This is a genomic window from Bacillus sp. SLBN-46, from assembly GCF_031453555.1.
Classification (GTDB): Bacteria; Bacillota; Bacilli; order Bacillales; family Cytobacillaceae; genus Neobacillus.
On sequence record NZ_JAVIZM010000001.1, the window covers coordinates 2,321,877 to 2,345,859 of the forward strand.

General features: G+C 36.1%; 30 protein-coding genes. 21 read left to right on the top strand and 9 right to left on the bottom strand.

Going from position 1 to position 23,983, the window contains the following annotated elements:
- Positions 1-165 precede the first annotated feature (165 nt).
- The 4 genes from QFZ87_RS11960 to QFZ87_RS11975 all read left to right on the top strand — a co-directional run bounded on the left by QFZ87_RS11960 (position 166) and on the right by QFZ87_RS11975 (position 2,706).
- Complete coding sequence (locus QFZ87_RS11960; protein WP_074432829.1) at positions 166-339, top strand: YozD family protein; 174 nt, start codon at positions 166-168, stop codon at positions 337-339.
- A 368-nt stretch (positions 340-707) separates the two neighbouring features.
- Positions 708-1,496, top strand: coding sequence for a serine/threonine-protein kinase (locus tag QFZ87_RS11965; RefSeq protein ID WP_309861460.1), 789 nt, complete (start codon positions 708-710; stop codon positions 1,494-1,496).
- A 17-nt stretch (positions 1,497-1,513) separates the two neighbouring features.
- Complete coding sequence (locus QFZ87_RS11970) at positions 1,514-2,284, top strand: sporulation protein (protein WP_309861463.1); 771 nt, start codon at positions 1,514-1,516, stop codon at positions 2,282-2,284.
- 113 nt (positions 2,285-2,397) lie between these two features.
- Entirely contained in the window at positions 2,398-2,706 is a 309-nt protein-coding gene (locus tag QFZ87_RS11975; protein ID WP_308083520.1) for a YodL domain-containing protein, read from the top strand.
- A 34-nt stretch (positions 2,707-2,740) separates the two neighbouring features.
- Here QFZ87_RS11975 and QFZ87_RS11980 read toward each other — a convergent pair whose 3' ends face one another.
- Complete coding sequence (locus tag QFZ87_RS11980; protein WP_309861466.1) at positions 2,741-2,869, bottom strand: hypothetical protein; 129 nt, start codon at positions 2,867-2,869, stop codon at positions 2,741-2,743.
- A gap of 152 nt (positions 2,870-3,021) precedes the next feature.
- On the opposite strand from QFZ87_RS11980, the gene deoD reads away from it, so the two are divergent.
- From deoD to QFZ87_RS12010, 6 genes are all read left to right on the top strand, one after another.
- On the top strand, positions 3,022-3,723 hold the full coding sequence (deoD, locus tag QFZ87_RS11985; protein WP_308083522.1) for a purine-nucleoside phosphorylase: 702 nt from the start codon (positions 3,022-3,024) through the stop codon (positions 3,721-3,723).
- Positions 3,724-3,896: 173 nt separating this feature from the next.
- The gene (locus QFZ87_RS11990) at positions 3,897-6,092 is read left to right on the top strand and encodes a heavy metal translocating P-type ATPase (RefSeq protein ID WP_309861470.1); all 2,196 of its coding nucleotides are present in this window, start codon (positions 3,897-3,899) and stop codon (positions 6,090-6,092) included.
- 213 nt (positions 6,093-6,305) lie between these two features.
- On the top strand, positions 6,306-7,808 hold the full coding sequence (locus QFZ87_RS11995; protein WP_309861474.1) for a lmo1851 family serine protease: 1,503 nt from the start codon (positions 6,306-6,308) through the stop codon (positions 7,806-7,808).
- Positions 7,809-7,937: 129 nt separating this feature from the next.
- Complete coding sequence (locus tag QFZ87_RS12000; RefSeq protein WP_309861477.1) at positions 7,938-8,693, top strand: LCP family protein; 756 nt, start codon at positions 7,938-7,940, stop codon at positions 8,691-8,693.
- 97 nt (positions 8,694-8,790) lie between these two features.
- On the top strand, positions 8,791-9,714 hold the full coding sequence (locus QFZ87_RS12005) for a CobW family GTP-binding protein (RefSeq protein WP_309861480.1): 924 nt from the start codon (positions 8,791-8,793) through the stop codon (positions 9,712-9,714).
- A 79-nt stretch (positions 9,715-9,793) separates the two neighbouring features.
- A complete protein-coding gene (locus tag QFZ87_RS12010; RefSeq protein ID WP_309861483.1) occupies positions 9,794-10,615 on the top strand; it encodes a hypothetical protein in 822 nt (273 codons plus the stop codon).
- 61 nt (positions 10,616-10,676) lie between these two features.
- On the opposite strand, the gene QFZ87_RS12015 is transcribed toward QFZ87_RS12010, so the two are convergent.
- Entirely contained in the window at positions 10,677-10,922 is a 246-nt protein-coding gene (locus QFZ87_RS12015; protein ID WP_309861486.1) for a DNA alkylation repair protein, read from the bottom strand.
- An 89-nt stretch (positions 10,923-11,011) separates the two neighbouring features.
- On the opposite strand from QFZ87_RS12015, the gene QFZ87_RS12020 reads away from it, so the two are divergent.
- Both QFZ87_RS12020 and QFZ87_RS12025 read left to right on the top strand, forming a co-directional pair.
- A complete protein-coding gene (locus QFZ87_RS12020) occupies positions 11,012-11,296 on the top strand; it encodes a hypothetical protein (RefSeq protein ID WP_308083528.1) in 285 nt (94 codons plus the stop codon).
- A gap of 10 nt (positions 11,297-11,306) precedes the next feature.
- Entirely contained in the window at positions 11,307-11,780 is a 474-nt protein-coding gene (locus QFZ87_RS12025) for a FixH family protein (protein WP_309861491.1), read from the top strand.
- A gap of 24 nt (positions 11,781-11,804) precedes the next feature.
- Here the strand turns inward: QFZ87_RS12025 and QFZ87_RS12030 are convergent, their stop codons facing one another.
- The 4 genes from QFZ87_RS12030 to QFZ87_RS12045 all read right to left on the bottom strand — a co-directional run bounded on the left by QFZ87_RS12030 (position 11,805) and on the right by QFZ87_RS12045 (position 13,314).
- Entirely contained in the window at positions 11,805-12,161 is a 357-nt protein-coding gene (locus QFZ87_RS12030) for a hypothetical protein (RefSeq protein ID WP_309861494.1), read from the bottom strand.
- A gap of 159 nt (positions 12,162-12,320) precedes the next feature.
- On the bottom strand, positions 12,321-12,791 hold the full coding sequence (locus QFZ87_RS12035) for an Hsp20/alpha crystallin family protein (RefSeq protein ID WP_309861497.1): 471 nt from the start codon (positions 12,789-12,791) through the stop codon (positions 12,321-12,323).
- 22 nt (positions 12,792-12,813) lie between these two features.
- The gene (locus QFZ87_RS12040) at positions 12,814-13,056 is read right to left on the bottom strand and encodes a spore germination protein (RefSeq protein ID WP_309861500.1); all 243 of its coding nucleotides are present in this window, start codon (positions 13,054-13,056) and stop codon (positions 12,814-12,816) included.
- A 15-nt stretch (positions 13,057-13,071) separates the two neighbouring features.
- Complete coding sequence (locus tag QFZ87_RS12045; RefSeq protein WP_307287127.1) at positions 13,072-13,314, bottom strand: spore germination protein; 243 nt, start codon at positions 13,312-13,314, stop codon at positions 13,072-13,074.
- A gap of 222 nt (positions 13,315-13,536) precedes the next feature.
- Between QFZ87_RS12045 and QFZ87_RS12050 the strand changes: the two genes are divergently transcribed.
- Positions 13,537-14,304: an SDR family oxidoreductase gene (locus QFZ87_RS12050; protein WP_309861508.1), complete on the top strand. Its 768-nt coding sequence runs from the start codon at positions 13,537-13,539 to the stop codon at positions 14,302-14,304.
- A gap of 102 nt (positions 14,305-14,406) precedes the next feature.
- Positions 14,407-14,565 carry a hypothetical protein gene (locus tag QFZ87_RS12055; protein WP_309861510.1) on the top strand — a complete coding sequence of 53 codons (159 nt, stop codon included), beginning with the start codon at positions 14,407-14,409 and terminating at the stop codon, positions 14,563-14,565.
- A gap of 52 nt (positions 14,566-14,617) precedes the next feature.
- Here the strand turns inward: QFZ87_RS12055 and QFZ87_RS12060 are convergent, their stop codons facing one another.
- Together QFZ87_RS12060 and QFZ87_RS12065 are read right to left on the bottom strand one after the other, a co-directional pair.
- The gene (locus tag QFZ87_RS12060; RefSeq protein WP_309861514.1) at positions 14,618-15,178 is read right to left on the bottom strand and encodes a GNAT family N-acetyltransferase; all 561 of its coding nucleotides are present in this window, start codon (positions 15,176-15,178) and stop codon (positions 14,618-14,620) included.
- A gap of 305 nt (positions 15,179-15,483) precedes the next feature.
- The gene (locus tag QFZ87_RS12065) at positions 15,484-16,611 is read right to left on the bottom strand and encodes an amidohydrolase (RefSeq protein ID WP_309861517.1); all 1,128 of its coding nucleotides are present in this window, start codon (positions 16,609-16,611) and stop codon (positions 15,484-15,486) included.
- Positions 16,612-16,796: 185 nt separating this feature from the next.
- Between QFZ87_RS12065 and QFZ87_RS12070 the strand changes: the two genes are divergently transcribed.
- From QFZ87_RS12070 to dapF, 7 genes are all read left to right on the top strand, one after another.
- The gene (locus QFZ87_RS12070; RefSeq protein ID WP_309861521.1) at positions 16,797-17,120 is read left to right on the top strand and encodes a DUF4870 domain-containing protein; all 324 of its coding nucleotides are present in this window, start codon (positions 16,797-16,799) and stop codon (positions 17,118-17,120) included.
- A 94-nt stretch (positions 17,121-17,214) separates the two neighbouring features.
- Positions 17,215-17,412, top strand: coding sequence for a PLD nuclease N-terminal domain-containing protein (locus QFZ87_RS12075; protein ID WP_309861524.1), 198 nt, complete (start codon positions 17,215-17,217; stop codon positions 17,410-17,412).
- The gene (locus QFZ87_RS12080; RefSeq protein ID WP_309861526.1) at positions 17,412-18,320 is read left to right on the top strand and encodes an ABC transporter ATP-binding protein; all 909 of its coding nucleotides are present in this window, start codon (positions 17,412-17,414) and stop codon (positions 18,318-18,320) included. The genes QFZ87_RS12075 and QFZ87_RS12080 overlap by 1 nt, the downstream gene beginning before the upstream one ends.
- On the top strand, positions 18,317-19,096 hold the full coding sequence (locus tag QFZ87_RS12085; protein ID WP_309861528.1) for an ABC transporter permease: 780 nt from the start codon (positions 18,317-18,319) through the stop codon (positions 19,094-19,096). The genes QFZ87_RS12080 and QFZ87_RS12085 overlap by 4 nt, the downstream gene beginning before the upstream one ends.
- A gap of 129 nt (positions 19,097-19,225) precedes the next feature.
- Positions 19,226-20,080 carry a patatin-like phospholipase family protein gene (locus tag QFZ87_RS12090; protein WP_309867831.1) on the top strand — a complete coding sequence of 285 codons (855 nt, stop codon included), beginning with the start codon at positions 19,226-19,228 and terminating at the stop codon, positions 20,078-20,080.
- A 113-nt stretch (positions 20,081-20,193) separates the two neighbouring features.
- Entirely contained in the window at positions 20,194-20,985 is a 792-nt protein-coding gene (locus QFZ87_RS12095; protein WP_309861532.1) for a hypothetical protein, read from the top strand.
- Between the two features lie 81 nt (positions 20,986-21,066).
- Complete coding sequence (gene dapF / locus QFZ87_RS12100; RefSeq protein ID WP_309861535.1) at positions 21,067-22,050, top strand: diaminopimelate epimerase; 984 nt, start codon at positions 21,067-21,069, stop codon at positions 22,048-22,050.
- A gap of 10 nt (positions 22,051-22,060) precedes the next feature.
- Here the strand turns inward: dapF and QFZ87_RS12105 are convergent, their stop codons facing one another.
- On the bottom strand, positions 22,061-23,905 hold the full coding sequence (locus tag QFZ87_RS12105; protein ID WP_309861540.1) for a DNA ligase D: 1,845 nt from the start codon (positions 23,903-23,905) through the stop codon (positions 22,061-22,063).
- Positions 23,906-23,983 lie beyond the last annotated feature (78 nt).

Consider the following 23,983-nt stretch of genomic DNA (forward strand, 5'->3'; position numbering starts at 1 on the left):
TTACTAATCCTATGCTTGTCCAAGCGATAAAAGACATGTTTTTTTCATTGAAACCTCTTTATTCAATTTCAGTGAAGAGAACTGGTTTATAGGTAACTGCTTTCCAAAGTAAATAGCATGAAAAGGCCATGTACATCATACATTCTGTAAAAAGGGGGCGATGCTATGAGAGAAATTGAAGTATTTATAGATACTGAAGAAATTGCCGAATTTTTCTTTCATGAGCTTGTAAAAAGGGGATACGTTCCTAGTGAAGAGGAATTAGAGGAATTAGCCGATATTACTTTTGAATATTTAATTGAAAAGAGTATTATCGATGAGGAAGTACAGGATGATTAGTAAACGAATATTTTAGGGAGAAATGAAATATTTTCTACCTTTATGATAAAAGAAGACGAAAGCCGAGCATAGTGTGCTCGCTTTTTGTTTTTTATAGACTAAATGAAATATTTTTACCATCGTGAAACCTTGGTGAAGTTTCATCGTATTAAGGAGTATGAAGAAAAGGAGGAGGATTTAATGTTTAAAAAAATCCTTAAATCAATTTTAAAAAGTAAGATGACTCACAAGTACGGTTCCTCAAGCGATGCATGGAAGAAGCATAAACATCATAAGCACAGTCATTTAGGACATCAACACTATAAAAAGAAATATAAGAGCAGAAGTTCTATATCTAGTTTTTTTAGCAGCTAGTAAGGTGTGTGTATATGCTTAGGAAATTTACTTTATTTATTTCCAAGATGATGGAGAAGCCACTGCCTATTGATGAGGTTATTGCTGATCGATATATGGTAGTGGAGTATCTCGGAAGTGGAAGCTACGGACATAGTTATTTAGTTTTTGATTTCTTAAGCAAACAGAATAAAGTATTAAAATCCCTTCGATATCATAAGAGAATAACCCAATCTGGAAGAAAGGGATTTGAACTAGAAAAAGAATTATTAAGCTCGATTAATCATCCAGGATTTCCTAAATATTTTGAGGACGGCACCTTTAAAAACATTCCCTATTATACAATGGAATATATTAATGGTAAGAATTTTGAACAGCTTATTTTTCACGAAGGTAAGAAATTCACTGAAACAGAAGCTTTTAAGTTTGCAGATGAATTACTACAGTACATTGAATTCTTGCATGGCCATAACATCATTCATAGAGACATTCGCATTCCTAATGTAATTTTTGATGGAACGAGAATTCGCCTGATAGATTTAGGATTAGGAAGGTATCTTAAACCGAAAGATGGAGATCCACAAAAAATAGAAGATGTTAGGAAGCAAATTAACTACCAAGCAGATTTTTATGGGCTTGGCCATTTTCTTTTGTTTCTCCTATATTCGAACTTTACTTTCGAAGATGACAGGAAGGAAAAAAGCTGGGAAGAAGAACTAGATATCACAGTAGAAGCAAAACAAATCATTAGAAGGCTCTTGCAGATAGAATCCGCGTATGATCAATGCGCACAAATAAGAGCTGATATAAAAAATTTCATTTAATTTAGGAGGAGAATTGTATGTCTTTCTTTGACAAAGTATTTGCTAGCGTAGGTATTGGTGCTGCATCAGTGGACACAAAACTAGAAAAAGACACTTATATGCCTGGAGAAACAGTACAAGGGGTTGTTGAAATTAAGGGTGGAAAGGTTGAACAGCAAATAGATGAGATTTATCTTTCACTCAATACAACTTATTTAAAAGAGTCAGATGATCGAAAATATAACGTAACTGCTACCATCGACCGATTTCGTCTAACTACACCTTTTACAACCAGGTCCAATGAAAGAAAGGAAATTCCGTTTACCTTCCAGTTGCCGTATGATACACCATTATCTATTGGCAGGTCAAAAGTGTGGGTAACAACAGGACTGGATATAAAAGGCGGGGTGGACCCGAGTGATAAGGATTATTTAAAGGTAATTCCTAATCAATTAATGTCTGCTGTTTTTAACGCGGTAGATAATTTAGGCTTTAGAATTAGAGAAGCGGACTGTGAAGAAGCACCACGACGCTTACGAGGCAGGTTACCCTTCGTTCAAGAATTTGAATTTGTCCCAACATCAGGGCTATTTCGTGGTAAATTAGATGAGTTAGAAGTGGTGTTTTTATCTTCAGGTAATGGCACACTAGATTTGATGTTCCAAGTGGATCGACGTGCAAAGGGACTTTCAGGATTATTCTCAGAAGCGATGGGAATGGATGAAACGAACGTAAGATTAACTGTATCTAACGCAGATATCCCTAATTTACAACAAAAAATCCAGAGTGTAATACAAAGATACTCATAATATACAAAAAATTGGCTTCTCGACAAAAATAGTTAGTATTCTACAGAGGATTCGACAAGGTCTACATCTAATTATTAGAATAGAAAATAAATTCTAATAATTGGAGGTACAAGATGATCAGAGTATTAACGAGAAAGCCCTGTATTAAATATGATGTGACGATCTTTCAAACTCCAAAGTACCGTGAAAATAAAGGTTATAAACAGGTCTATAGAACGACCATTCCTGCTGCTGGCCGCGAACAATGCTTGGAAGAAACCTTTAGTCGCTTTAATGTTACTGACAGAATACCTTCAAATTATAAAGGAAGATTTCTCTCGACCGGTGACATTATATTAATTGATGAGGGGCGAGGCGGTCAGCACTATTATCAGTTACAAACTGGCGGATGGACCCCAATTAATAGAATAATGATACGTTAAAAACCTAAGGGAAACACCTTAGGTTTATTTTTACTTAGCTTTTTCTACCACCATCTGCGCGGTTCTCTTTTGCATGTGCTTCGTGCTCTGCCACAATCGCCTCGGCTGGAATATGATTATTTTTCTTTTGACCATTTATGCGGCTTCTATGTTTTTTTCCCATTATCATACCTCCTTTTACATCTAAAGATAGCTTCCCACAAATCAGAAAAAACATAACTATTTCTCAGAAGTGTTTTTCAATAAAAACGGTTTATGATATATTGTCTATGGTACGGAGTGAAACGTACTTATTTTGATTGGAGGTTAAATTTAATGAGCGTACATATTGGTGCAAAAGAAAATGAAATTGCAGAAACGGTCTTGCTGCCTGGGGATCCGCTGAGAGCGAAATATATTGCAGAAACCTTTTTAGAGGATGCTAAATGTTATAACGAAGTAAGAAATATGTTTGGTTACACAGGAACTTACAAAGGAAAAAGGATTTCAGTTCAAGGAACTGGAATGGGTGTTCCGTCTATTTCTATTTATGTAAACGAACTCATGCAAAGCTATAATGTGCAGAACTTAATAAGAGTAGGTACGTGCGGGGCGATCCAAAAGGATGTAAAAGTAAGGGATGTTATCCTTGCTATGACAAGTTCTACTGACTCGAATATGAATCGTCTAACTTTTGGACATGTTGATTTTGCACCTTGTGCCGATTTTGACTTACTTAAAAAGGCATATGATGCTGGAGTCGAAAAGGGACTTAATTTAAAAGTTGGGAATATCTTTACTGCAGATTCTTTTTATAATGATAATGCAGAACTTGAAAAATGGGCCAAGTATCAGATTTTGGCCATTGAAATGGAAACGACAGCATTATATACGTTAGCAGCCAAATTTAATCGTAAAGCTCTTTCTGTGCTAACTGTTAGTGATCATATTCTAACAGGAGAAGAAACTACAGCAGAAGAAAGACAATTAACTTTTAATGATATGATTGAGGTAGCTTTAGAGGCTGCCACTAAGTAATAAAGAATACAATGCCTCTTCCAAATAGGAAGAGGTATTTTCTTTTATAAAAAGGAACTTAGGTCCCTGATGGAGAATTAAAATGTAAAACAAAAAAGGAAAATATGTGACTAATTAAATGATTATATTGATTTAAATAGGGTACAGGGTATAGTGCGAATGGGGTGTACGAAATGAAAGAGCTACTCAAAGTTGATATTACGGGAATGACATGTGCAGCTTGTTCAGCCAGGATTGAGAAGGTTTTAAATAAGGTAAATGGTGTTGAAGCAAATGTCAACTTGGCTTTGGAAACCGCATCCATTTCATATGATAAAGATTTAGTTTCAAGTAATGAAATCATTACAAAAATTGAAAACCTCGGATATGGTGCTCGTTTAGAAGAGGATCAAAGAGAAACAAAGCAACAATATAAAGAAGAGGAGATAAAGCATAAGAAGCGCATGTTTTCCCTTTCTGTGATATTGTCTTTGCCACTTTTGTACACTATGCTTGCCCATATGCCAATGGATATTGGATTCCCAATGCCTGATGTGATGATGAATCCGTGGTTTCAATTGTTGTTAGCCACACCTGTGCAATTTTATATTGGGGGACCTTTTTATATGGGTGCTTATAAAGCACTTAAAAATAAGAGTGCAAACATGGATGTTCTTGTAGCTTTAGGTACATCCGCAGCCTATTTCTACAGTCTTGCAGAGGGCATTAAAACCATTAGCAATCCTTTTTATATGCCGCATCTATATTTTGAAACAAGCGCTGTTCTTATTACTTTAATTTTACTAGGAAAATTATTTGAAACTTTAGCAAAAGGTAGAACAACTATCGCCATTTCTAAATTACTAAATCTTCAAGCAAAAGAAGCAACAGTTATAAGAGATGGTAAGGAATTTCAAATTCCAATTAAAGAAGTGCAAGTATCAGATTGGCTACTAGTGAAACCAGGAGAAAAAATTCCAGTAGATGGACAAGTTTTATTAGGGCAATCCTCAGTCGATGAATCAATGATAACAGGCGAATCGATCCCAGTGGAGAAATCTGTGGGCGATTATTTAATAGGTTCGACGATTAATAAAAATGGAACGATAACGATGAAAGCAACAAAGGTGGGAAAAGACACAGCTCTTGCGGGAATTATAAAGATTGTTGAAGAAGCTCAAGGATCAAAGGCACCCATTCAACGTATTGCTGATATCATTTCTAGCTACTTTGTACCAGTTGTTGTTTGTATTTCATTCGTGACTTTCTTAATTTGGTATTTTATAGTGAATCCCGGTGATTTTCCAACCTCTTTGGAAACGGCTATTGCTGTTCTTGTGATCGCCTGTCCATGTGCTCTTGGGCTGGCAACCCCCACATCTATAATGGTAGGAACAGGAAAAGGTGCAGAGATGGGCATCCTTTTCAAAGGTGGAGAGCATTTAGAAATTGCGCATAGGATAAACGCCATAGTCCTTGACAAAACGGGAACTATAACAAAAGGTCAGCCAGTTGTTACTGATTTCATCGCATATAAAGAGGAGAAAAAGGTCCTTCAATATTTAGTTTCTGCTGAGAAATCATCAGAACATCCGCTTGCTGAAGCTATTGTTAAATATGGTATGGAAAGACGATCCAGTACTCTCCCGGTCAAACGCTTTAAGGCTATTCCAGGTTATGGGATCGAGGCGAAAATAGGCGATGATGAAATATATGTGGGAACTCGGAAGCTAATGGATTTAAAAGGTATTTCTTATACGGAAAAAGAAAAAGAATTACTTCAATTTGAAAACGAAGGTAAGACTGCCATGTACATTGCAATTAATTCAACCATCATGGGACTTGTTGCAGTTGCTGATACAGTAAAAGAGACAGCTATGCTGGCAGTTACTCAACTATGCGAATTAGGCATCGAAGTTTATATGCTTACAGGGGATAATGAACGAACAGCAAAAGCCATTGCTTCTCAGGTGGGAATTACGAATGTTATTGCTGAGGTTCTCCCGGAAGAAAAGGCAAATCATATAAAGGAACTACAGCATAAAGGAATGAAGGTTGCAATGGTAGGGGATGGAATAAATGATGCACCCGCTCTTGCAGTTGCTGATATCGGTATTGCCATAGGTTCAGGTACAGATGTCGCTATTGAAGCAGCAGATATCACCATTCTAGGTGGAGAACTGTCATTGATTCCGAAAGCCATATCTTTAAGTAAAAAGACAATGAAAAACATTCGTCAAAACTTGTTTTGGGCTTTGATCTATAACTCTGCAGGCATTCCAATTGCTGCTCTAGGATTATTAGCTCCATGGGTAGCTGGAGCGGCAATGGCATTTAGTTCTGTATCTGTCGTGACTAACTCCCTTCGTTTGAAACGAGTCAAAATATAAAAAAATCTATGAATTAATGAAGAGGCTGACCAATCAGCCTCTTTTATCGTCTGTGAGATTTCTCTATTATTTTATTTCTTATTAATTTCATTAACTTTTCTTTGTTAATTTTAATAAAAAGATGTTATTCTAATCACTAAGGGTTTGCTTTTTGCTTAAGACATTTGTTAATACTAGCTAGTACATATCTTATTTTTATGGTAAACGAAAGTGGTGAAAGCTTTGGAAGGTAAGAACGTTGAGCAAGAAAAACTTGAAGGAGAGAAAGTTGAACAGGAGCAAGTGACTGAGAACAGATCCGGATATATCCGATTAAAGAAGTTTCACTTTATTATGCTGTTATTTTTAATGGTTTTCTTATCAGCTGGAATTACAACAATTGCCTTTGCATTTGGTAAAGAAAAAGTGGTAACAGTTGGAGCAGAAAGAACAGAGTTCAATAAACTTTATGAAGCATTTGATACCTTGAAAAATGGTTATTTTAAAGAAGTAGATCAGAAAAAGCTTATTAATGGGGCAATTAATGGAATGGTGGAATCGCTTGACGATCCCTATTCTGATTACATGAGTAATGAGGAAGCAAAAAGCTTTCATAGTAGTATATCTTCATCTTTTGAAGGAATTGGGGCAGAAATCCAAGAAAAGGATGGACATATTGTTATTGTTTCTCCAATCAAAGGTTCTCCTGCTGAAAAAGCAGGGTTAAAGCCAAATGACATGATTATATCAGTAGATGGAAAAAGCCTTCAAGGGATGAACTCTACTGAAGCAGTTACTTTAATCAGGGGTAAAAAAGGTACGAAGGTTGAATTAACTATTCAACGACCAGGAACAGAAGCCCCAATGACCGTTCCTATTGTTCGTGATACGATACCAATTGAGACTGTCTACGGAGAAATGGTTGATGACTCTATTGCAAAGGTACAAATCACTAGTTTTTCAAGTAACACTTCAAAAGAATTAGTTACGACTCTAAATGATTTACAAAAGAAGGGTATGAAAGGTTTAGTATTAGACCTGCGACAAAACCCTGGTGGATTATTAGATCAGGCAGTAAGTATCACAAGTATGTTTGTTCCTAAAGGAAAAATTATCGTCAAAGAAGAAGATAGAAATGGAAAGATTAAGGAAATTGGTTCTCAGAATCAAGGTAATCCTGACTTACCGTTAGTTGTATTGATTGATAAGGGTAGTGCCAGTGCCTCTGAAATTTTTGCTGCTGCTGTAAAGGAATCAGCAGGAATCCCGCTTATAGGTGAGAAATCCTTTGGTAAAGGTACTGTACAAACGGCAGAAGATTTTAAAGATGGTTCTAACCTAAAATATACAATCGCTAAATGGTTAACACCAAATGGCAACTGGATTCACAAAAAGGGAATTGAGCCAGATGTAGCAGTAGCACTTCCTGAATTTGCTACATTACCGATTATTGATCCAGAAAAAGAGCTGGCCTTTTCTAACTCTTCAACAGAAATTCAAACAGCACAGAAGATGTTAAAAGCGATTGGCTATGATCCGGGTCGTGAAGATGGTTTCTTTGATGAAAAAACAAAACAGGCTGTCATTGCTTTACAAACGGCACAAAAGCTCCCTGCAAACGGCGTGTTAAAAGGTGAATCGACCTTGAAATTGATGGAGCTATTAAGAGAAAAAATTAAAACAAGTGATACACAACTGCAAAAGGCTATTGAGGTTTTAAAAGGAAGAATGAAATAAAAATAAGATAAACCCGGCTCACACAAGAGCCGGGTTTATTTTTTTAATTGAAAAGAATTTATTGTGTATATTTATTTACCATCTTTCCGAGAATGGACAATAAATAAATGGGATGGGTGGTTAAGTAAATTGAGAAAGCTTTGTATTGCTGTTATTGCATTTTCTTTTTTAGGCTTTGGTCCCTTGAAATCATTTTTTCAAAATGATGTAAAAACAGATGGTAATCAAATAAGTGGAGATAATTCAAAAGTAGAAACCTTTTTAATAACGGAAAATGAGATTAATAATAATTCTTCAAGACCGAATCTGGCTATTATTATCAGCCGTGATGCTGCTAAAAATAAATTATCTTATGGAACTGTTCAAATTCCTCCTTTTAATGATGAAGGGGACTTTGGCACTCTAAAAAAAACGGTTGAAAAAAATTATCACATACCAATTGACTATTGTTTTATTATTGATTCCTCTGGTGCAGCTAGAATTCTTGATTTACTAGCTCCAAATGGAATTACGAGTCCACTTGCTACTGACCATGATGTGTCAGACCCAGAAGTCTTGAAGGGGAAAGAAATGGTTGACCTTTTAAATCAACTGCGTGATCTACCTAATAGTGAGGACTACCTTGTGGGTGTAATTTCAGCGATAAGAAGTGAAGTGAATAAAAATCTATCTGCTGACCAATGGCTTACAATGTTCCCAGCACTTCTCAATGAAGCGCGACATAGCGTAAAAACGGATATTGCTAAGGGTGTTTTATTGGAGATAGGTCTCTCAGCCATCATGAATCCTATAACTAAATTCGAACTGATTCAAATGAATGAAGAACAGTCAAAAGCCGTGAATAGTGATTTCGAGGAAAAAGATCAAAAACCAATGATTAATTAATGACTAAAAAAGCGAATGGAATCATTCGCTTTTTTTGGATTCTTATCCACTTATTCATATATAATAAAGGGAACAAGATAGAAGAAGGGATAGAAAGATGAAAAAAGCAGAGATTTATATTTTATCAGGATTTTTGGGGAGCGGAAAAACGACCTTATTAAAACGATTACTAGAGGATGAACGGAGCCTAGGTAGAAAAGTAGCTGTCATGATGAATGAATTAGGACAAGTCTCGATTGACTCAGATGCGATAGACGATGACGTCGAGTTGAAAGAGTTACTTGGGGGATGTATTTGCTGCTCCATTCAAGATAAGCTTGAATCCCAGCTTCAAGGTTTATTAGTAGAAGAGAAACCGGATGTCATTTACATAGAAACAACGGGAGCGGCCCATCCTGTGGAAGTATTAGATGCCATCCTTTCTCCATTATTTGCAGATAAGTTATTTGTTAAGGGGATTATTACGACAATAGACGGTGCAAGGTGGAAAGATCGAAAGGCATTAAGTCCACAGCTGCAACAGTTAATTTTAGAGCAAGTAAGGCATGCGGATTTTATTATAGTAAACAAAATAAATGAATTAGAAGAGAAAGATCAAGCAAGTATTACCTTTGAAATTCAATCCATTAATTCGAATGCACGATGTCTTCTTACAAACTTTTCACAAGTAGCGATAGGGGATATTCGAAAGCTCTCCGTTTCATTTGAGGAAGCTGCAAAAAAAGAATCCCAACGAATACCACTAAATCTGACAACATTCGTTTATCAATTTAAAGGCGCAGTCAGTCACTCTGATTTTGAAGTGTTTTTAAAACAACTCCCTGAAACAATTTACCGAATAAAAGGTTATGTAAAGTTTAGTTCATCTGATTTTCCAACTTTATTTCAATTTTCATATGGTATGCCTCTATACATGAAGGAAAACATGAATTTACCCTTAAACCTTGTGTTTATTGGTGAGAATATCGATTGGAATATGCTTCAACAACAGCTCAACGTTCTTGAAAAAAATAAAGAATAATGAAACTAGAGTGAATGATAAAAGTCTCTTCAGGTAACTCTTTTAATGTAGTCAAAAACCATTAAAAGGGGGATTTCAATTGAAGAAGGCAGCTAGTATTTTAGTATTACTCTATATCCTCTTTAATGGACAATGGGTTCTTGCTCAATCTGATATTGACTATAAAATTGAAATGTTAAATTGGAATGAAGTCAATCATATTTTACCAAAGTACTCAAAATTTATTGTCTTGGATGTAGAGACCGGAAAACAATTTCATGTGCAAAGGCGAGCAGGTAGTCACCATGCGGATGTGCAGCCGTTAACTCCAAAGGATACGAAAATAATGAAAAAAATATATGGGGGTAAATGGAGTTGGAAACGACGGGCAATAATTGTTATTCATAAGAATCAGTGGATTGGAGCGTCGATGCATGGAATGCCCCATGGAGCAGGTGCGCTTAAAAATAATTTTCCTGGTCATTTTTGTATTCACTTTTATGGTAGTACAACTCATCGAACAAATTCCATGGACTTATCACATATGCTGATGGTCTTAAAAGCATCTGGAAAATTAAATGAATACTTGGGTAAAGCAAATCCCTATGACGTTATAGACGCCTATATTGCAGGTATAAAACAACATGATACAAGAATTACCTCTCAAATTTCCTTGCAAAAGAATAAGTGGAGATCAGTATTTAAATTAGTTGAAAATATTAGATTAGCTCGAATGGAACGTCTACCAGCAGAGGATTTAACAAGCGAAATAAGTTTGGATGTTCCAGTTGAAGTTGATTGGTATATAAAAAATAGGGGAAGACAGACCTATAAAGAAACGATTCATTTAGTTCGCTTTTCACCATCAGATGCCTGGAAAGTGGATTCAGAGCATTTTTTAACTAAGAACAATCTCCCATAGTAAAAAAACACCTTTATATGAGGGGAGTGCCTCAAATAAAGGTGTTTTTATTATGTTAAAATTATCTAGGTTGTTCACCAAACTTAATAAACGTTCGCTCATCTTCAATTAACCCGCAAGCACCGCATTGAACTCGATAGTCTGGTCCATTGTAGGGGAGATGAAATGGTTCTAGAGTGCTTTCCTCGTATTCACGAACCACTTCTCCAGACTGAGGATCTAGCTTTACCGAATGGGATACTTGCTGAATAATATTAAATCGACTTCGATTCGTTTTGCAATTTGGACATTTATAGGGAGTTGTCATTGCTTTTCTCCTTTCAATAAATTATTAAAAACTATTTTTTGCAATAATGTTAGTAAATATGTAACAATGCTATTGAGGCTAAAGGAGGAATGGAGTTGCAACAAGAGTTAGAAAATTTCGATCAATTATTAGAGGAGTACCGTTCGATTTGGAATAACCGTTTATTACATAAAGGAGAATGTAGCAGCGAAGAAATATTAACCGAAGCAATTAAACGAGAGCTGCTAGATGAAAACTCACATCCAAGAATCAGAAAAAATAAGTATGAAAAATATTTTTTTGCGATAAAAAGGATAATAAATTCTTCAGTCTCCGATCAAACAAAAGTAGCTTTAATAAAAATTCACATGGAAATTATGGAAACGATCAGTTAGGGGGAGAAAGATGAAAAAGCTGGTATTTGTTTTTATTTCAGTTTTAGTTTTAAGTCTTATGGCATCATGTAGTAATCAGCATGAAAATCATTCAGAACAGCCTGAAATGCTAGATGTAGACTTGACTGTTAACCCTGAAAAAGGGGAAATTAATGAACCAATAACATTCAACGCAAAAGTTACACAAGGTAAGGAAAAGGTTAATGATGCGGATGAAGTCTTATTTGAGATATGGCGTTCAAAAGATGAAAAGCATGAAAAAGTAGAAATTAAAAACCCGAAAAATGGTATCTATAGTCTGAAAAAGGCCTTCCAGCAGGAAGGAACATACTATATTATCTCTCATGTGACCGCAAGAGATATGCATAATATGCCTAAAAAGGAATTCATCGTTGGAAAGCCAAGTGAACCAGAAGATGCAGATGTAAAAGATTCGATGGATGGAATGCAAATGGAGCAGAAGGAACAAGAAAATCATAATTAAAAAACAGCCTCTTGGGGCTGTTTTTTATGAAGGCTCCTCTTTTTTTGCTCTTAAATTCACTTTAGCTGTTCTCCCTAGCTTATCATTGAGTTTTTCGTTTAGTTTTTCATTTACCTTTTTGCTAATTTTATCTGAAAGTTCACCCTCATAGTTGGTTCCAATATTTAATCGCCCTGATAATTCCTTAATTCCTAACTGTCCAAAGTTGTTGGCGTAATCTACATGGTGAATGACTATTTGATCTACTTTTAGTTGCTCAATTAAAATGGTTGGAGGGCTTTCTCTTTCCTTTGAGTTTGTAGGTTCACTATTGCTTTCTGGTTCTGCCGTATGCTGAAATTCAGTAATAGACGCTTCTAAGAAAGAGATCTTCTTTTCCAATTCTGCTATTTTCAGTGTCAATTGTTTATTTACTTTAAATAAGCGAAAGAAGAATCGCATATAAACCCTCTATTCAGAATTGGAATATGAAAGGTAAAATGAAGGGGACCTACTTTCATCATATTTAACTTTATAAGAAACATGCAAAAAAAAAGACGTTTACAAAATTTCTGTGACGTCGATTTGTGAATATTGCATATCAATATTTTTAGGGATTTTTACCTCAAGCATATTATCTTTATAGTTGGCAGTTGCTCCCTTTTTTCTCACAATGGCTGGCAGGGTAATGACATGTTTATCGTCATGCTGTGGGATATGTTCAACAATCAGCTGATTGGTTGTATGGTAAATACGAAGATTTTTTATCCATTCATCATGTTTGATCGGTATACGAACGAAGACAAAATCATGTGTTTCGAAGGCTGTAGAATTCAATCCTCCTGTTGCTGCCGGTTGTTGAACGGATGATTGAACCCCACTAAAAAAGTCTTGAGGATTCATTCCCCGCATATTTGAAGGCATGATTTTCCCCAATAAATCCTGAACATAGTTATCAATTTCCTCAGGCTTCATTTTCTGCATTTTGTCTTTCATATCCTTATTGATGGGGAAAATATTCCAAGGAAACATCACATTTCATCCTTTCAGTTTGTTAAAATTGATTAGTAATCGGTGAGGATGGGTTCAGAATTTGGTCCTGATCACTTATATCTGTATCCGCGACTCCATTTGTTGAAAATGAAGTGCTTGGGGAAAAATCTCCAAGTGCCATGTTGGTTCCTACCCATTTTGTATTGGCAGTATGGCTATTATGGACTGCTGGCCCTAAAGAGATATTGGCATTGTTATTTAAGGAATTAGTTTTGATATTAAAAATATTTATTTGAAAAGGCATGGATTTTCAGTCCTTTTACATTTGATTAGAAACAACGTTTGCTGGATTTGCAATATCCCCCATATCATTTACATCTGGATCAATAAATACATTTTCCATGGCTGCAGTAGGAGGGGCAAAATCTCCAAAGGATGCATTTTGTCCTTGTGATTTCTGATTGGCAGTATGCGCATTATGAAGGGCTTCCCCGATGTTGACAGACCCGTTGTTAGATACACTGTTTATTTTGAGACTAAAAATATTTATTACAGTCTGCATCCTGTCACATCCTTTTTTAGTTTTCCATTGGAGCACAATCTTCGGGGCTCCGCATTGGTTGTTACCTCATACTATGCAACTGATTGCCCATCCGTTATTACTTCTTATGATAATCCCATATCGAATCTGGCTCCATTCTCCAAAGTTTATTATTTGCATATATAATTGAATCTTTTTAACATATAGTATAGAGAAGGATTCTAAAATAGAGAGGTAATGTTCGTGAAAAAGAAAACGGCTTTGATTACAGGAGGAGCTTCTGGCATTGGCAAAAAAACGGCAGAGCATCTTGCGGAAAATGGATATCAGCTTGTGATCAACTACCGAAATAGTGAATCAGAAGCTCTATCATTAGTAAAGCATCTGAACGAAAGCTATGGGACAAAAAATATAGCAGTTCAGGGGGATGTAGCGAAAGAAGAGGATTGTCAACATATAGTAAGTGAAGCTTTTTCCTTCTTTACTTCCATTGATGTTTTAATACATAATGCTGGACCCTACATACATGAAAGAAAAAAGTTGACTGAATATTCATCTGAAGAGTGGAATTATCTATTAAGTGGGAACTTAACGTCAGTTTTCTGTTTGTCGAAATTAGTTATTCCTTCCATGCGTAAACAAAAATGGGGAAGAATTGTTACCTTAGGTTATGACCGAGTTGAAACAACACCTGGTTGGATTTATCGTTCAGCTTTTGCGGCAGCAAAGGCAGGATTGGCCTCTTTAACTAGGACAATTGCAATCGAAGAAGCAGAATTCGGAATAACTGCTAATATGGTTTGTCCTGGAGATATTACAAGTGAGTGGAAAGTAAGCAATATTAAAGAGTCTTATGATGCAAATAATGGTTCGATTGGCAGACAGGGAACTGGGGAGGACATTGCAAGAGTCATTGCCTTTTTAACGGATGAAAAGTCTGATTTTATTACAGGGAGTATTATTCCAGTCACAGGTGGAGTGGATGTATTAGGAAAGGTATCAAAATCATAAATTTCTGATAACCAAATTTTTAGAACAATTTGATTTTCGGGAATGAAAACAATTCCTTTTGTGGATAATAGAAAGTAATCATCCATGAAAGGAGCAAAGAATATGAGTTTTAATATGAATAGAATTAATCCAAATCAAACACAAATATTTTTTCATGATGGCCGCTTTGAAACATTAACAAATGAGGAATTAGAAGACTTTTTGCTCCAAATGGGTCTAACTGATGTGAATGAAACGATAGAGCAAAACGTGACGGACTAATATCATTATTAAAATATGTGAAAAAAAGCAATCGGGATTGAACCGATTGCTTTTATGCTTCCAATAATTGTTGGTCGTCTGTTTGTGATAAGCCATTGCGCAAATGATATAAAGTATATAAATCTTTTGGAATCTCGTATAAATCGTATATATCGCCACTAGCATTTAATTGTTCATAAATCGTTTTTCTTGTCTCGTTAGCTTGCACTACATAAGGTAGTTTTTCTGCGGCTTTTATTGATCGAACATTTACCTTTCGAATGCGCATAAAAACAGTTTCAATTCCAACTTCGTAAAAAAGCTCATTGAAAAAGGCGTCTTTAGCTGGGCTATTGTATCCTTTTCCATGGTAGGGCTTCCCAAGCCAGGTGCCTAAAAACCCAGCGTTATCTTCAATATCAAATAAATTAATGGTACCAATTGGCGCGCCCCATTCATCAAGAATCGTTCTTGAAATTAATTCACCGCGCTCTTCAGCTTCAATCGTCTGTTTTGTAATAAATAAGAATTCTTCATATGAATCAGCTTTATGACGTACAAAAGGGAAGACATCTGGGTGCGTCATTAATTCGTATAATGTGTGGCTGTCATGAAGATCACGTTTCTTAAGCATGAATATCCCTCCATTAGGGCATACCGATCCCATGTCAGAAGAAGAAGCGGCCCACCCTCGAAATTTTTTATAAAGTTACTTAAAAAATTTCGGGGTGGGAATCGAACCCACTAGAACCAGTAAACTGGTGGCGCACCATTTGCCTTCCCTATATCATTTTTTTTGTTAATGGATTTATAAAAACCCCCAAATTTCTGCAGTCCTAAATGGACTCACTTAGAGTATGATACAAGAAAAAAAGAAAAAAAGGAATAGTTTTTTTGGTGGAATTTCGATAATATTTTTTACCAATTTTCAACAAAATTCTACGTTTCTGAATACACGATTTCTCCACCGATCATCGTCCATTTCGGCTTTGCTAAGTAATGGAAAGGGTGATGGCTCCAAAGGACTAAATCGGCATCCTTCCCTACTTCGATACTTCCTACACTTTGGTCTATTTTTAAGTTTTTTGCTGGTAGAATAGTGATACCTTCAAGAGCCTTTTGTTCAGATAATCCTTCCCGTACAGCAATTCCTGCACAAATATTTAAATATTGTATAGGAGTATAGGGATGGTCTGTTGTAATGGATACTTCTACCCCGTGGTTGGTTAACTCTTGATAGGTTTTCCATGTCTTGTTCTTTAATTCAACCTTAGACCTACGCGTTAAAGTTGGACCCACAGATACTTTTAGATTTAAATCGGATAGCTCATTTGCAATTAAATGTCCTTCTGTACAATGTTCTATTCGTAAATCCAAATTAAACTCCTCAGCAAAGCGAAGGGCAGAAATAATATCATCGGCACGGTGAGCATGAATTCTTACGGGAATCTCCCTTTTAAGTGCCATAACAATTGGAGCGGTTCTTAGATCTTCTGGGGTATCGGAATGAAAAGCTTTATAAAAAGCCTCTCTCAGCATCCCCATAATCCCCATTCTAGTAATGGAATCATTATTTCCTTGACTGTGTATCCGCTTTGGATTTTCTCCTAAGGCAATTTTTAATCCTGCCACTTCCTGTACAATCATTTTCTTAATATTTTTTCCTGTTGTTTTAATTACAGAGGTAGTCCCGCCAATGACGTTTGCACTTCCTGGCATGACATGTACGGTTGTTATTCCGCTTTTTACTGCATCGGTAAACGCCTGGTCTAATGGATATACCCCATCCATAGCCCTAATATGGGGTGTTAAAGCTTCAGCTGTTTCATTAGCATCATTTCCAGCCCAGCCAGTTCCTTCATCATATAGACCTAAATGGGTATGCACATCAATAAAGCCAGGAAAAAGAAAGTGCTGATGACAATCAATAACTTTAACACTTGGATCTGTATTGATATTTGAACCCACTTTTTTAATTTTACCGTTTTCAATCAGCACATCCCCTGATTGAAGGGGATTGGTGGTAATTGGATAAATAGTTGCGTTTTTTAATAGTATTTTCGTCATAATCGAACCTTTCTTCTAGGTGATAATGTATTTTATCTATTTTAGCAACATATGTGCCTAAGGAAAAGTAGGAAATAGTTTGTATTATTATATTTTTCCAATTTCTTATGATTTTTGAAACATTTAGAAGGATGGAGCGTAAATAATAAGGTAAGATTAAATATTTCCAATTGGGGGAAAAGAAAATGGCTCAAAGTGAAGAGAGATTATTGGCTGCTGGTATCTATGTATTAAGTTTATTTTTTCCAGTTTTGGCTCCATTAATCATTTGGTTGATAAAGAAGGATCAGTCTTCATTTATTGATTATCATGGCAAGGAATATTTTAACTTCTTAATTTCTTATACAGTTTACTTGATTATTAGTGGATTATTAATGATCATTCTTGTAGGGTTTGTGACCACTCCCATCTTAGGAATTATGCTACTGGTTTATACAATTATTGCGGCTATAAAAGCTTATGAAGGAAATGAGTACCGATTCCCGCTAATATTCAGATTAATTAAATAAAAAAGCCTGCCCGGCAAAATTTTTTGTCGGGTTTATATTGCATTATAGTACAATAGTCTTATGAAAAGAAGAAACTCGGAAGGGGGAAATAAGAATGGATTCTATCGTAAGTAATCTTCCAATTATTGCACCAATCTTGATTATCCAGCTTATTTTAATTGTTGTTGCAATTATAGATTTGGTTAGGATCGACCAAACCAAGGGACCGAAATGGTTATGGGTAATTATCATCTTGTTCGTAAATATAATTGGACCGATTCTTTATTTTGTGATTGGAAGGAGAAATAACTGATGTCTCTTGTCCAAATAAGTGGGTTGAAAAAGAGTTTCCAAGGGACGAAGGTAATAAAAGGGCTGAATTTCACATTAGAAAAAGGGAAATGTATTGCCCTGTTAGGTCCAAACGGGGCAGGGAAAACCACGACGCTTAGGATGCTTTCTGGTTTAATGAGCCCAACAGAGGGATCAATTATCTTCAGTGATGCTAAAAAAGGAGAAGACATCCGTCATTTGATTGGTTATCTACCGCAATTTCCTGTGTTTTACGAATGGATGACTGGATTTGAATTTTTGTCATATACAGGGAAATTGGCAGGATTAACAGGTAAAGAGGCCAAGGAGCGGTCAAATGAGCTTTTAGAGCTGGTAGGAATAGTAGAGGCGAAAAATAGAAGAGTAGGTAAATATTCTGGAGGGATGAAGCAAAGGCTCGGAATTGCTCAGGCTTTAATCCATCGTCCTCAGCTCATCATGCTCGATGAACCTGTTTCTGCATTAGATCCGATTGGCAGGAGAGAGGTATTAGATCTTATTGAGGGATTAAGAAAAGAAACTACTATTCTATTTTCTACCCATATATTAAGTGATGCTGAAGAAGTGTGTGACGAAATTCTGTTTTTACATAAAGGGGAAATTGTGGAAGCGGGGTCTATGTCAGAATTACGTGAACGTTATCAGCAAGCTAAGATTGATTTGTATTTTAAAGGTAAAGCAGAGGAATATGCCTCATTTTTTTCAACCCATGAGGTAACACACTCTGTTATGAACGAAGGCAATAAGATGAGCATTTATGTTGAAAATTTAGTTCATGCGAGATCGGCATTTTTAAAGGTAATTTCTGATCATAATCTCCCCCTTGAAAAGTTTGAGATTAGTAGTATGACCCTCGAAGATGTGTTTATGAAGGTGGTGGGGAAATGAACCAATGGATGATTTTGCTGCAAAAAGAAATGCTGGAAATGTGGAGAAATTTTAAATGGATTTGGGTACCGATAACTTTTATCCTACTTGGCGTTCAAAAACCTTTAACTTCATATTATATGGAGCAAATCCTAGACTCATTTGGAGGTCTTCCTGAGGGTGCTAAGGTCGAAATTCCAACACCTTCTGCAGCTGAGGTATTAATTCAAAGCCTTGGAGAATACACGTCACTTGGCGTATTAATTATTGTTCTCACTACTATGGGGATTATTGCTGCAGAAAGAAAAAGTGGAGTCGCTGCTATGATTCTAGTGAAACCTGTTTCCTATCTTGCCTTTATAACTTCTAAATGGATGGGTGCTCTACTTTTAATATGGTTTTCTTTCTTGATGGGTTACTTGGCTACTTGGTATTATACTGGTATTTTATTTGACTGGATATCGTTTGCAAGCTTTTTCCAATCGTTTTTACTATATGGTTTATGGCTTACTGTTGTCATAACAATTACGTTGTTCTTTAGTGCTTTACTTTTAACGCCAGGGATTGCTGCTTTTAGTTCATTGGCGGTTGTAATAGTTATAAGTATAGTAAGCAGTACCTTATCTAATCGTTTGGAATGGAGTCCAGCGCAACTCACAAGCTATGCAAATGAAGTACTTATGCATAAAGGATTTTCAGATTATACTTTACCAGCAAGTTTGACCGCTGCCGCTTGTATCATTATTCTATTATTTTTAAGTGTATATGTTTTCAGAAAAAAAGAGCTTGCCGTCTAATGGTAAGCTCTCCTTGCATTTGGTTTTAGCGCTTTTTATTGAAGTCTTTTCGTTAGGCAAAAATTCTTTCATGGTCTATAATGACTATTATTGGAATTTGCAAAGGTAAAGAGAAAGGACGAAGCAACCATGTTCAATCAAGTCGGCTTGGTTTTAGAAGGTGGCGGGATGCGTGGGGTTTATACCGCTGGGATCCTTGAATATTTCTTAGAACAAGAATTATTTTTCCCTTATGTTATAGGTGTATCAGCTGGTGCTTGTAATGCGGCCTCTTATTTGTCAAAGCAAAAAGGGAGAAATAAAACCGTAACGATAAAGTATGCAGCGGACCCAAGGTATATTTCATGGCAAAATTATTTTAAAAACCGTCAGTTTTTTGGAATGGATTTTATTTTTGATGAGATTCCCAATAAACATGTACCGTACCATTATGATGAATTCTACAAAAATCCTTCTGAATTTGTTGTAGGGACGACAGACTGCCTAACGGGAGAGCCTGTCTATTTTAAGAAGCAAGATTATGATAAGGATCTTCTTACCGTATTACGGGCATCTAGCTCCTTGCCATTTATTGCCCCTGAAGTACGGTTTAAAGACAAGGTCCTGCTTGATGGGGGAATAAGTGACCCTATTCCTATTAAAAAAGCTCAAGAGGATGGTTTTAAAAAGAATATTGTCATCCTTACAAGAAATGAAGGATATTTGAAGAAACCTTCCAAGTTTCACTTTCTTGTGAATCGTAAGTATCCGGAATATAAAGGCTTACAGCAGTCCTTAAGAAATCGATATCAAATATACAATGAAACACTCTCCTTTTTAGAAAAAGAAGAGAAAGCTGGAAACGTCCTTATCATTCGTCCTTTACAGCCATTAAAGGTAGGGAGAATGGAAAGAAACCCAACTAGGTTAGAAGCGTTGTATCATCAAGGGTATGAGGACGCCAAAGCATCTATGTCTTCCATACGTCAATATATTGAAATGTAAGAGAAGTGTCCCTAGAAGACACTTCTCTTTTCTCATATATAAGAAAACTTCTATCATTTTTTTGCAGTCTAGTAAATAAACTAGTATAAGAGAACTGATAAGGAGTTATCTTAATGAAAATACATGAATATTACCGAGATACAGCCAATATCAACTTAAATGGTAGTATTGCAGCTCTAGTACCAGTCATCATAATCGTGGCAGGCAATCTCTCTTTTTTTAAAAGTAATGAAGTTATGTTATTGACCCTTCCATTTCTTATTTATAGTTTGATCTCATTTCAATTCTGTCTATTTAGACTAAGGCAATCCATTTCAATTAGCAGACATTTGGGAGAAGCTAAGTCTAAGAACAGATCTTGCTCTATAGCCTCTGCGAGGAATCTTTTAGTATTTTACATGAGTACACCTACAGTACGTTTATTTCTTTACTTTCCGGATGGTCACTTAGCAGGTGTTCTTAAAAAACATGATGGAAAGTGGTTGGATAGGATTAAGTTTAGAAAAATGTATGTACTTTACAATTCGGAGGAAGAACCCATTGGATTCTATAAAGTAAAGGGTGGAAGCGTCCTGAGGATAGAAGTATATAATGAACAGCTGACATATTTGGGCTGCTTTAAACGAGAAAACAACGGTTTTCTAAAAGATAAAAAGGAATTTTTGGATCAAACAGGAAAAAGTATTGGCTTTATCCAAGGAGCAGCTACTTTTATGGATGAAAAGGTTTTAGATCATAGTCATCATCAACTAGGAAGACTTCGAAGAGGTTGGATGCCGGTATCGTGGAGTCCATTATTTCCAGATCCCAATACTCCTGTACTGTCCTTTAGAGAAATTCTTTCAGAAAAGGACAAGCTGCTAAAAATGTCGTTATTAATTAATGAATACTTTATTGAGAGATAAAGGAGTCAGATGGTTTCCCTCCTTACTAATGTTTGATATGATATATTAAACAAATTTACATCTTCAAGTGGGGGATATACAGTGCAAATTGAACTAATAAAAGGTCATGGGTCGGGCAATGATTTCCTAATTATCGATGAGATATCCAATGAATACTCATTTACTGAAAGTGAACGGTCTAGAATGGCACAGATGCTTTGTAATAGAAATACTGATTTAGGTGCAGATGGCATACTTTTTGTTATGAAGAGCGACCATGCTGATGGGAGAATGCGTGTATTTAACGCGGATGGTTCGGAAGCATCAATGTGCGGCAATGGATTACGGCTTGTTGCGAGATATATATGTGAATTACTTGGCTCAAATGAAGCGGTAATAGAAACAATGAAAGCAGATTTAAGGGTGAGTAAACAAAATGATATATTTCCAAATATACACACCTATCAAGTGGAAATTTCCCCTGTATTGTTCAATTTATCAGCTTTACCGTTAAATTTAGGAAAACCAACACTTTTTAATGAGCGAATAGAAGAACTTTCTGATGAGTTGAGGTTTACTGCACTTGCGGTTCCTAACCCACATTTAATTACAATTGTAGAAACAGAACAAATACAAGGGGATATGCAAAAGAACCTAAGTGAGAGAGTAAATGGCCCGAATCATTTGTTCCCAGACGGAGTAAATGTCAGTTTTGTCAAATCCTTGGAGTCAGGTTCCATTTATGTTAGAACATACGAACGAGGTGTAGGGTTTACTAATGCGTGTGGTACGGCTATGTCTGCGTCCTCACTTGTGACGTGTTTAACAGGATTAAATAAATTAGAAGAGGTTATACAGGTTTATAATAATGGAGGTAAGGTCCAGTGTGTTGTCCATGAAAAGGAAGGGAAATACACGATAGATCTAATAGGAAATGCAACTTATCTATACAAGACTGAGGTTACAGTTGATCTTGATAATGCATTATTTTCAACCAAAATTAGGAATGAATTTTCTGAACAAAGGATCTATGAGAAGCTTCAAACACAAGCGCAACAATTTATTGGGAATAACATGGAAGGATAAGGGCTCCCCCTTATCCTTTTTTTACTATACCTTTTTTTAAAAAATCAAGCACTGGTCCAAACGGTTGAAGTTGTTTGGTTTGGAAGTAATCATTAAAAGGGTCTCCTTGCTCACGTATACGTTTTATGGCGTTTTCCATGTTAAAGGAAATCAGCTGTAGATTTTCATCTACTTCCTCCCAGTAAAGTGGTGTCGCTACACCAGCATGCTCATTGCCTCTCATAGAATAGGGTGCAACAATGGTCTTGCCCTCACTATGCTGAACATAGTCTACATAGAGGCGATTTCTCCGATTTTTCTTCATTCTTTCAATGGTAAAGGAATCGGGATCCTTTGATATCAAGTAGTCTGCAATGAAGCTGGTAAAGAGTCTCGTATCCTCATAGGAGTATGTGTTCTCCGGCAAGGGAAGGTAAATTTGTAAACCTTTATTACCAGAGGTTTTAATGAACCCAATTAAATTTAATTGATCAAGAACTTCTTTTATAAAGAGGGCGGCTCTTATGGCTAAATGGAAGTAGTCCTTTGAAGGAGGATCTAAATCAAAAACTATTTCACTTGGGCCCTTGCTAGTGGTTGTTTGAAAAGGGATATGGAATTCAATTGCGAGCTGGTTACCAAGCCAAACGAGAGTTTTTAAATCATTGCAAAGTATGTAGTCAATTCCTTCTGAAGTAAAGGTTTGTACAAATTCAGGTGCATACTCAGGACAGTTCTTTTGATAAAAAGCTTCACCGGACATTCCGTGAGGGTACCGAATGACTGTTAATAACCGACTTTTTAAAAATGGCAGCATATACGGGGAAATTTCCCGTAAGTACAAAATATAATCTGCTTTTTGAATCGCCAGTTTCTCCCAAAGTGGTTTATTTGGATGGGTAATCTCAAGGTCTGCTGGTAAGTTCTTTTGTGCAAAAATAAATCGTTCATATGTGCAAGAGGATGGTTCAAGCTCAAAGCGAAAACGGTCAAAATGAGGCTCGCGGAGCTGGTTATCGTATAGTTCCAAATACTTCACTTCAAGACAGATTGCTGGTTCAACATAAATAAACTGTGCATCTTCACGTATCATATTTTGCTTAATCGTATGTTGCAGTGCATTTTTTTCCTCAGGTTTAAAACCGAATAGGACTTGCCCTACACTATAAACCTTTTCATCCCTATATACACCAACATAAAAGTATCCATTTGTTTTATCATAAGATGTGATGAAACAGCTGACATATTTCCAATTTTTATACTTCAACCATTGTAATGATCGTTTTCCTTCCTCCCATATGCTTTTTTTATACTTTGCAATAATCCCTTCACCATCATATAAAATAATTTTCTCCCAAAGGTCATTAAAATCCTCATGTGCATTTACAAATTGAAGTAATTGGGCAGTATACGGGTCGGAATCTAAGTCAAAACCCATGTTGATAAATAATTTCCTTAATTCTTCTTTTCGTTTTTCGAATGGTTGAATAGTAAAAGGTTTTCCGCTAAGGAGCAATAAATCAAAGACCATAAGGCGGCAAGGAAAGCTTGTAGCTTGGTCATTGATTTTTTTTTCAGATTTTAATCGGCCACGAACTTGGATAGCCGAAAAATTGGATTTGTGTGTATTTTCTAGTGAAACAAGCTCACCATCTAAACGAAGAGGGAGATATGGTTTAAATTGTTCTTCATGCTTCAATAAAAATTCCTTTATTTCAGGAAATTGAGGTAAAAGGGTCTTCCCATTTCTGCTTGTTAGTTCAATCCCTTTGGAGGTCCAGTCTAAAATGGCACGAAATCCGTCGTATTTCACCTCGTACACCCAATCGGGACGAACGGGAAGTTCAAAAGTCAAACTAGGCAGCATCGGCTTCATATCAGTTCGTCCTCCCTTTTTTATTATTTTGTTACATTTTTAATCTCTTCATCCTTTTCCAATTGTTTTTATGGATGT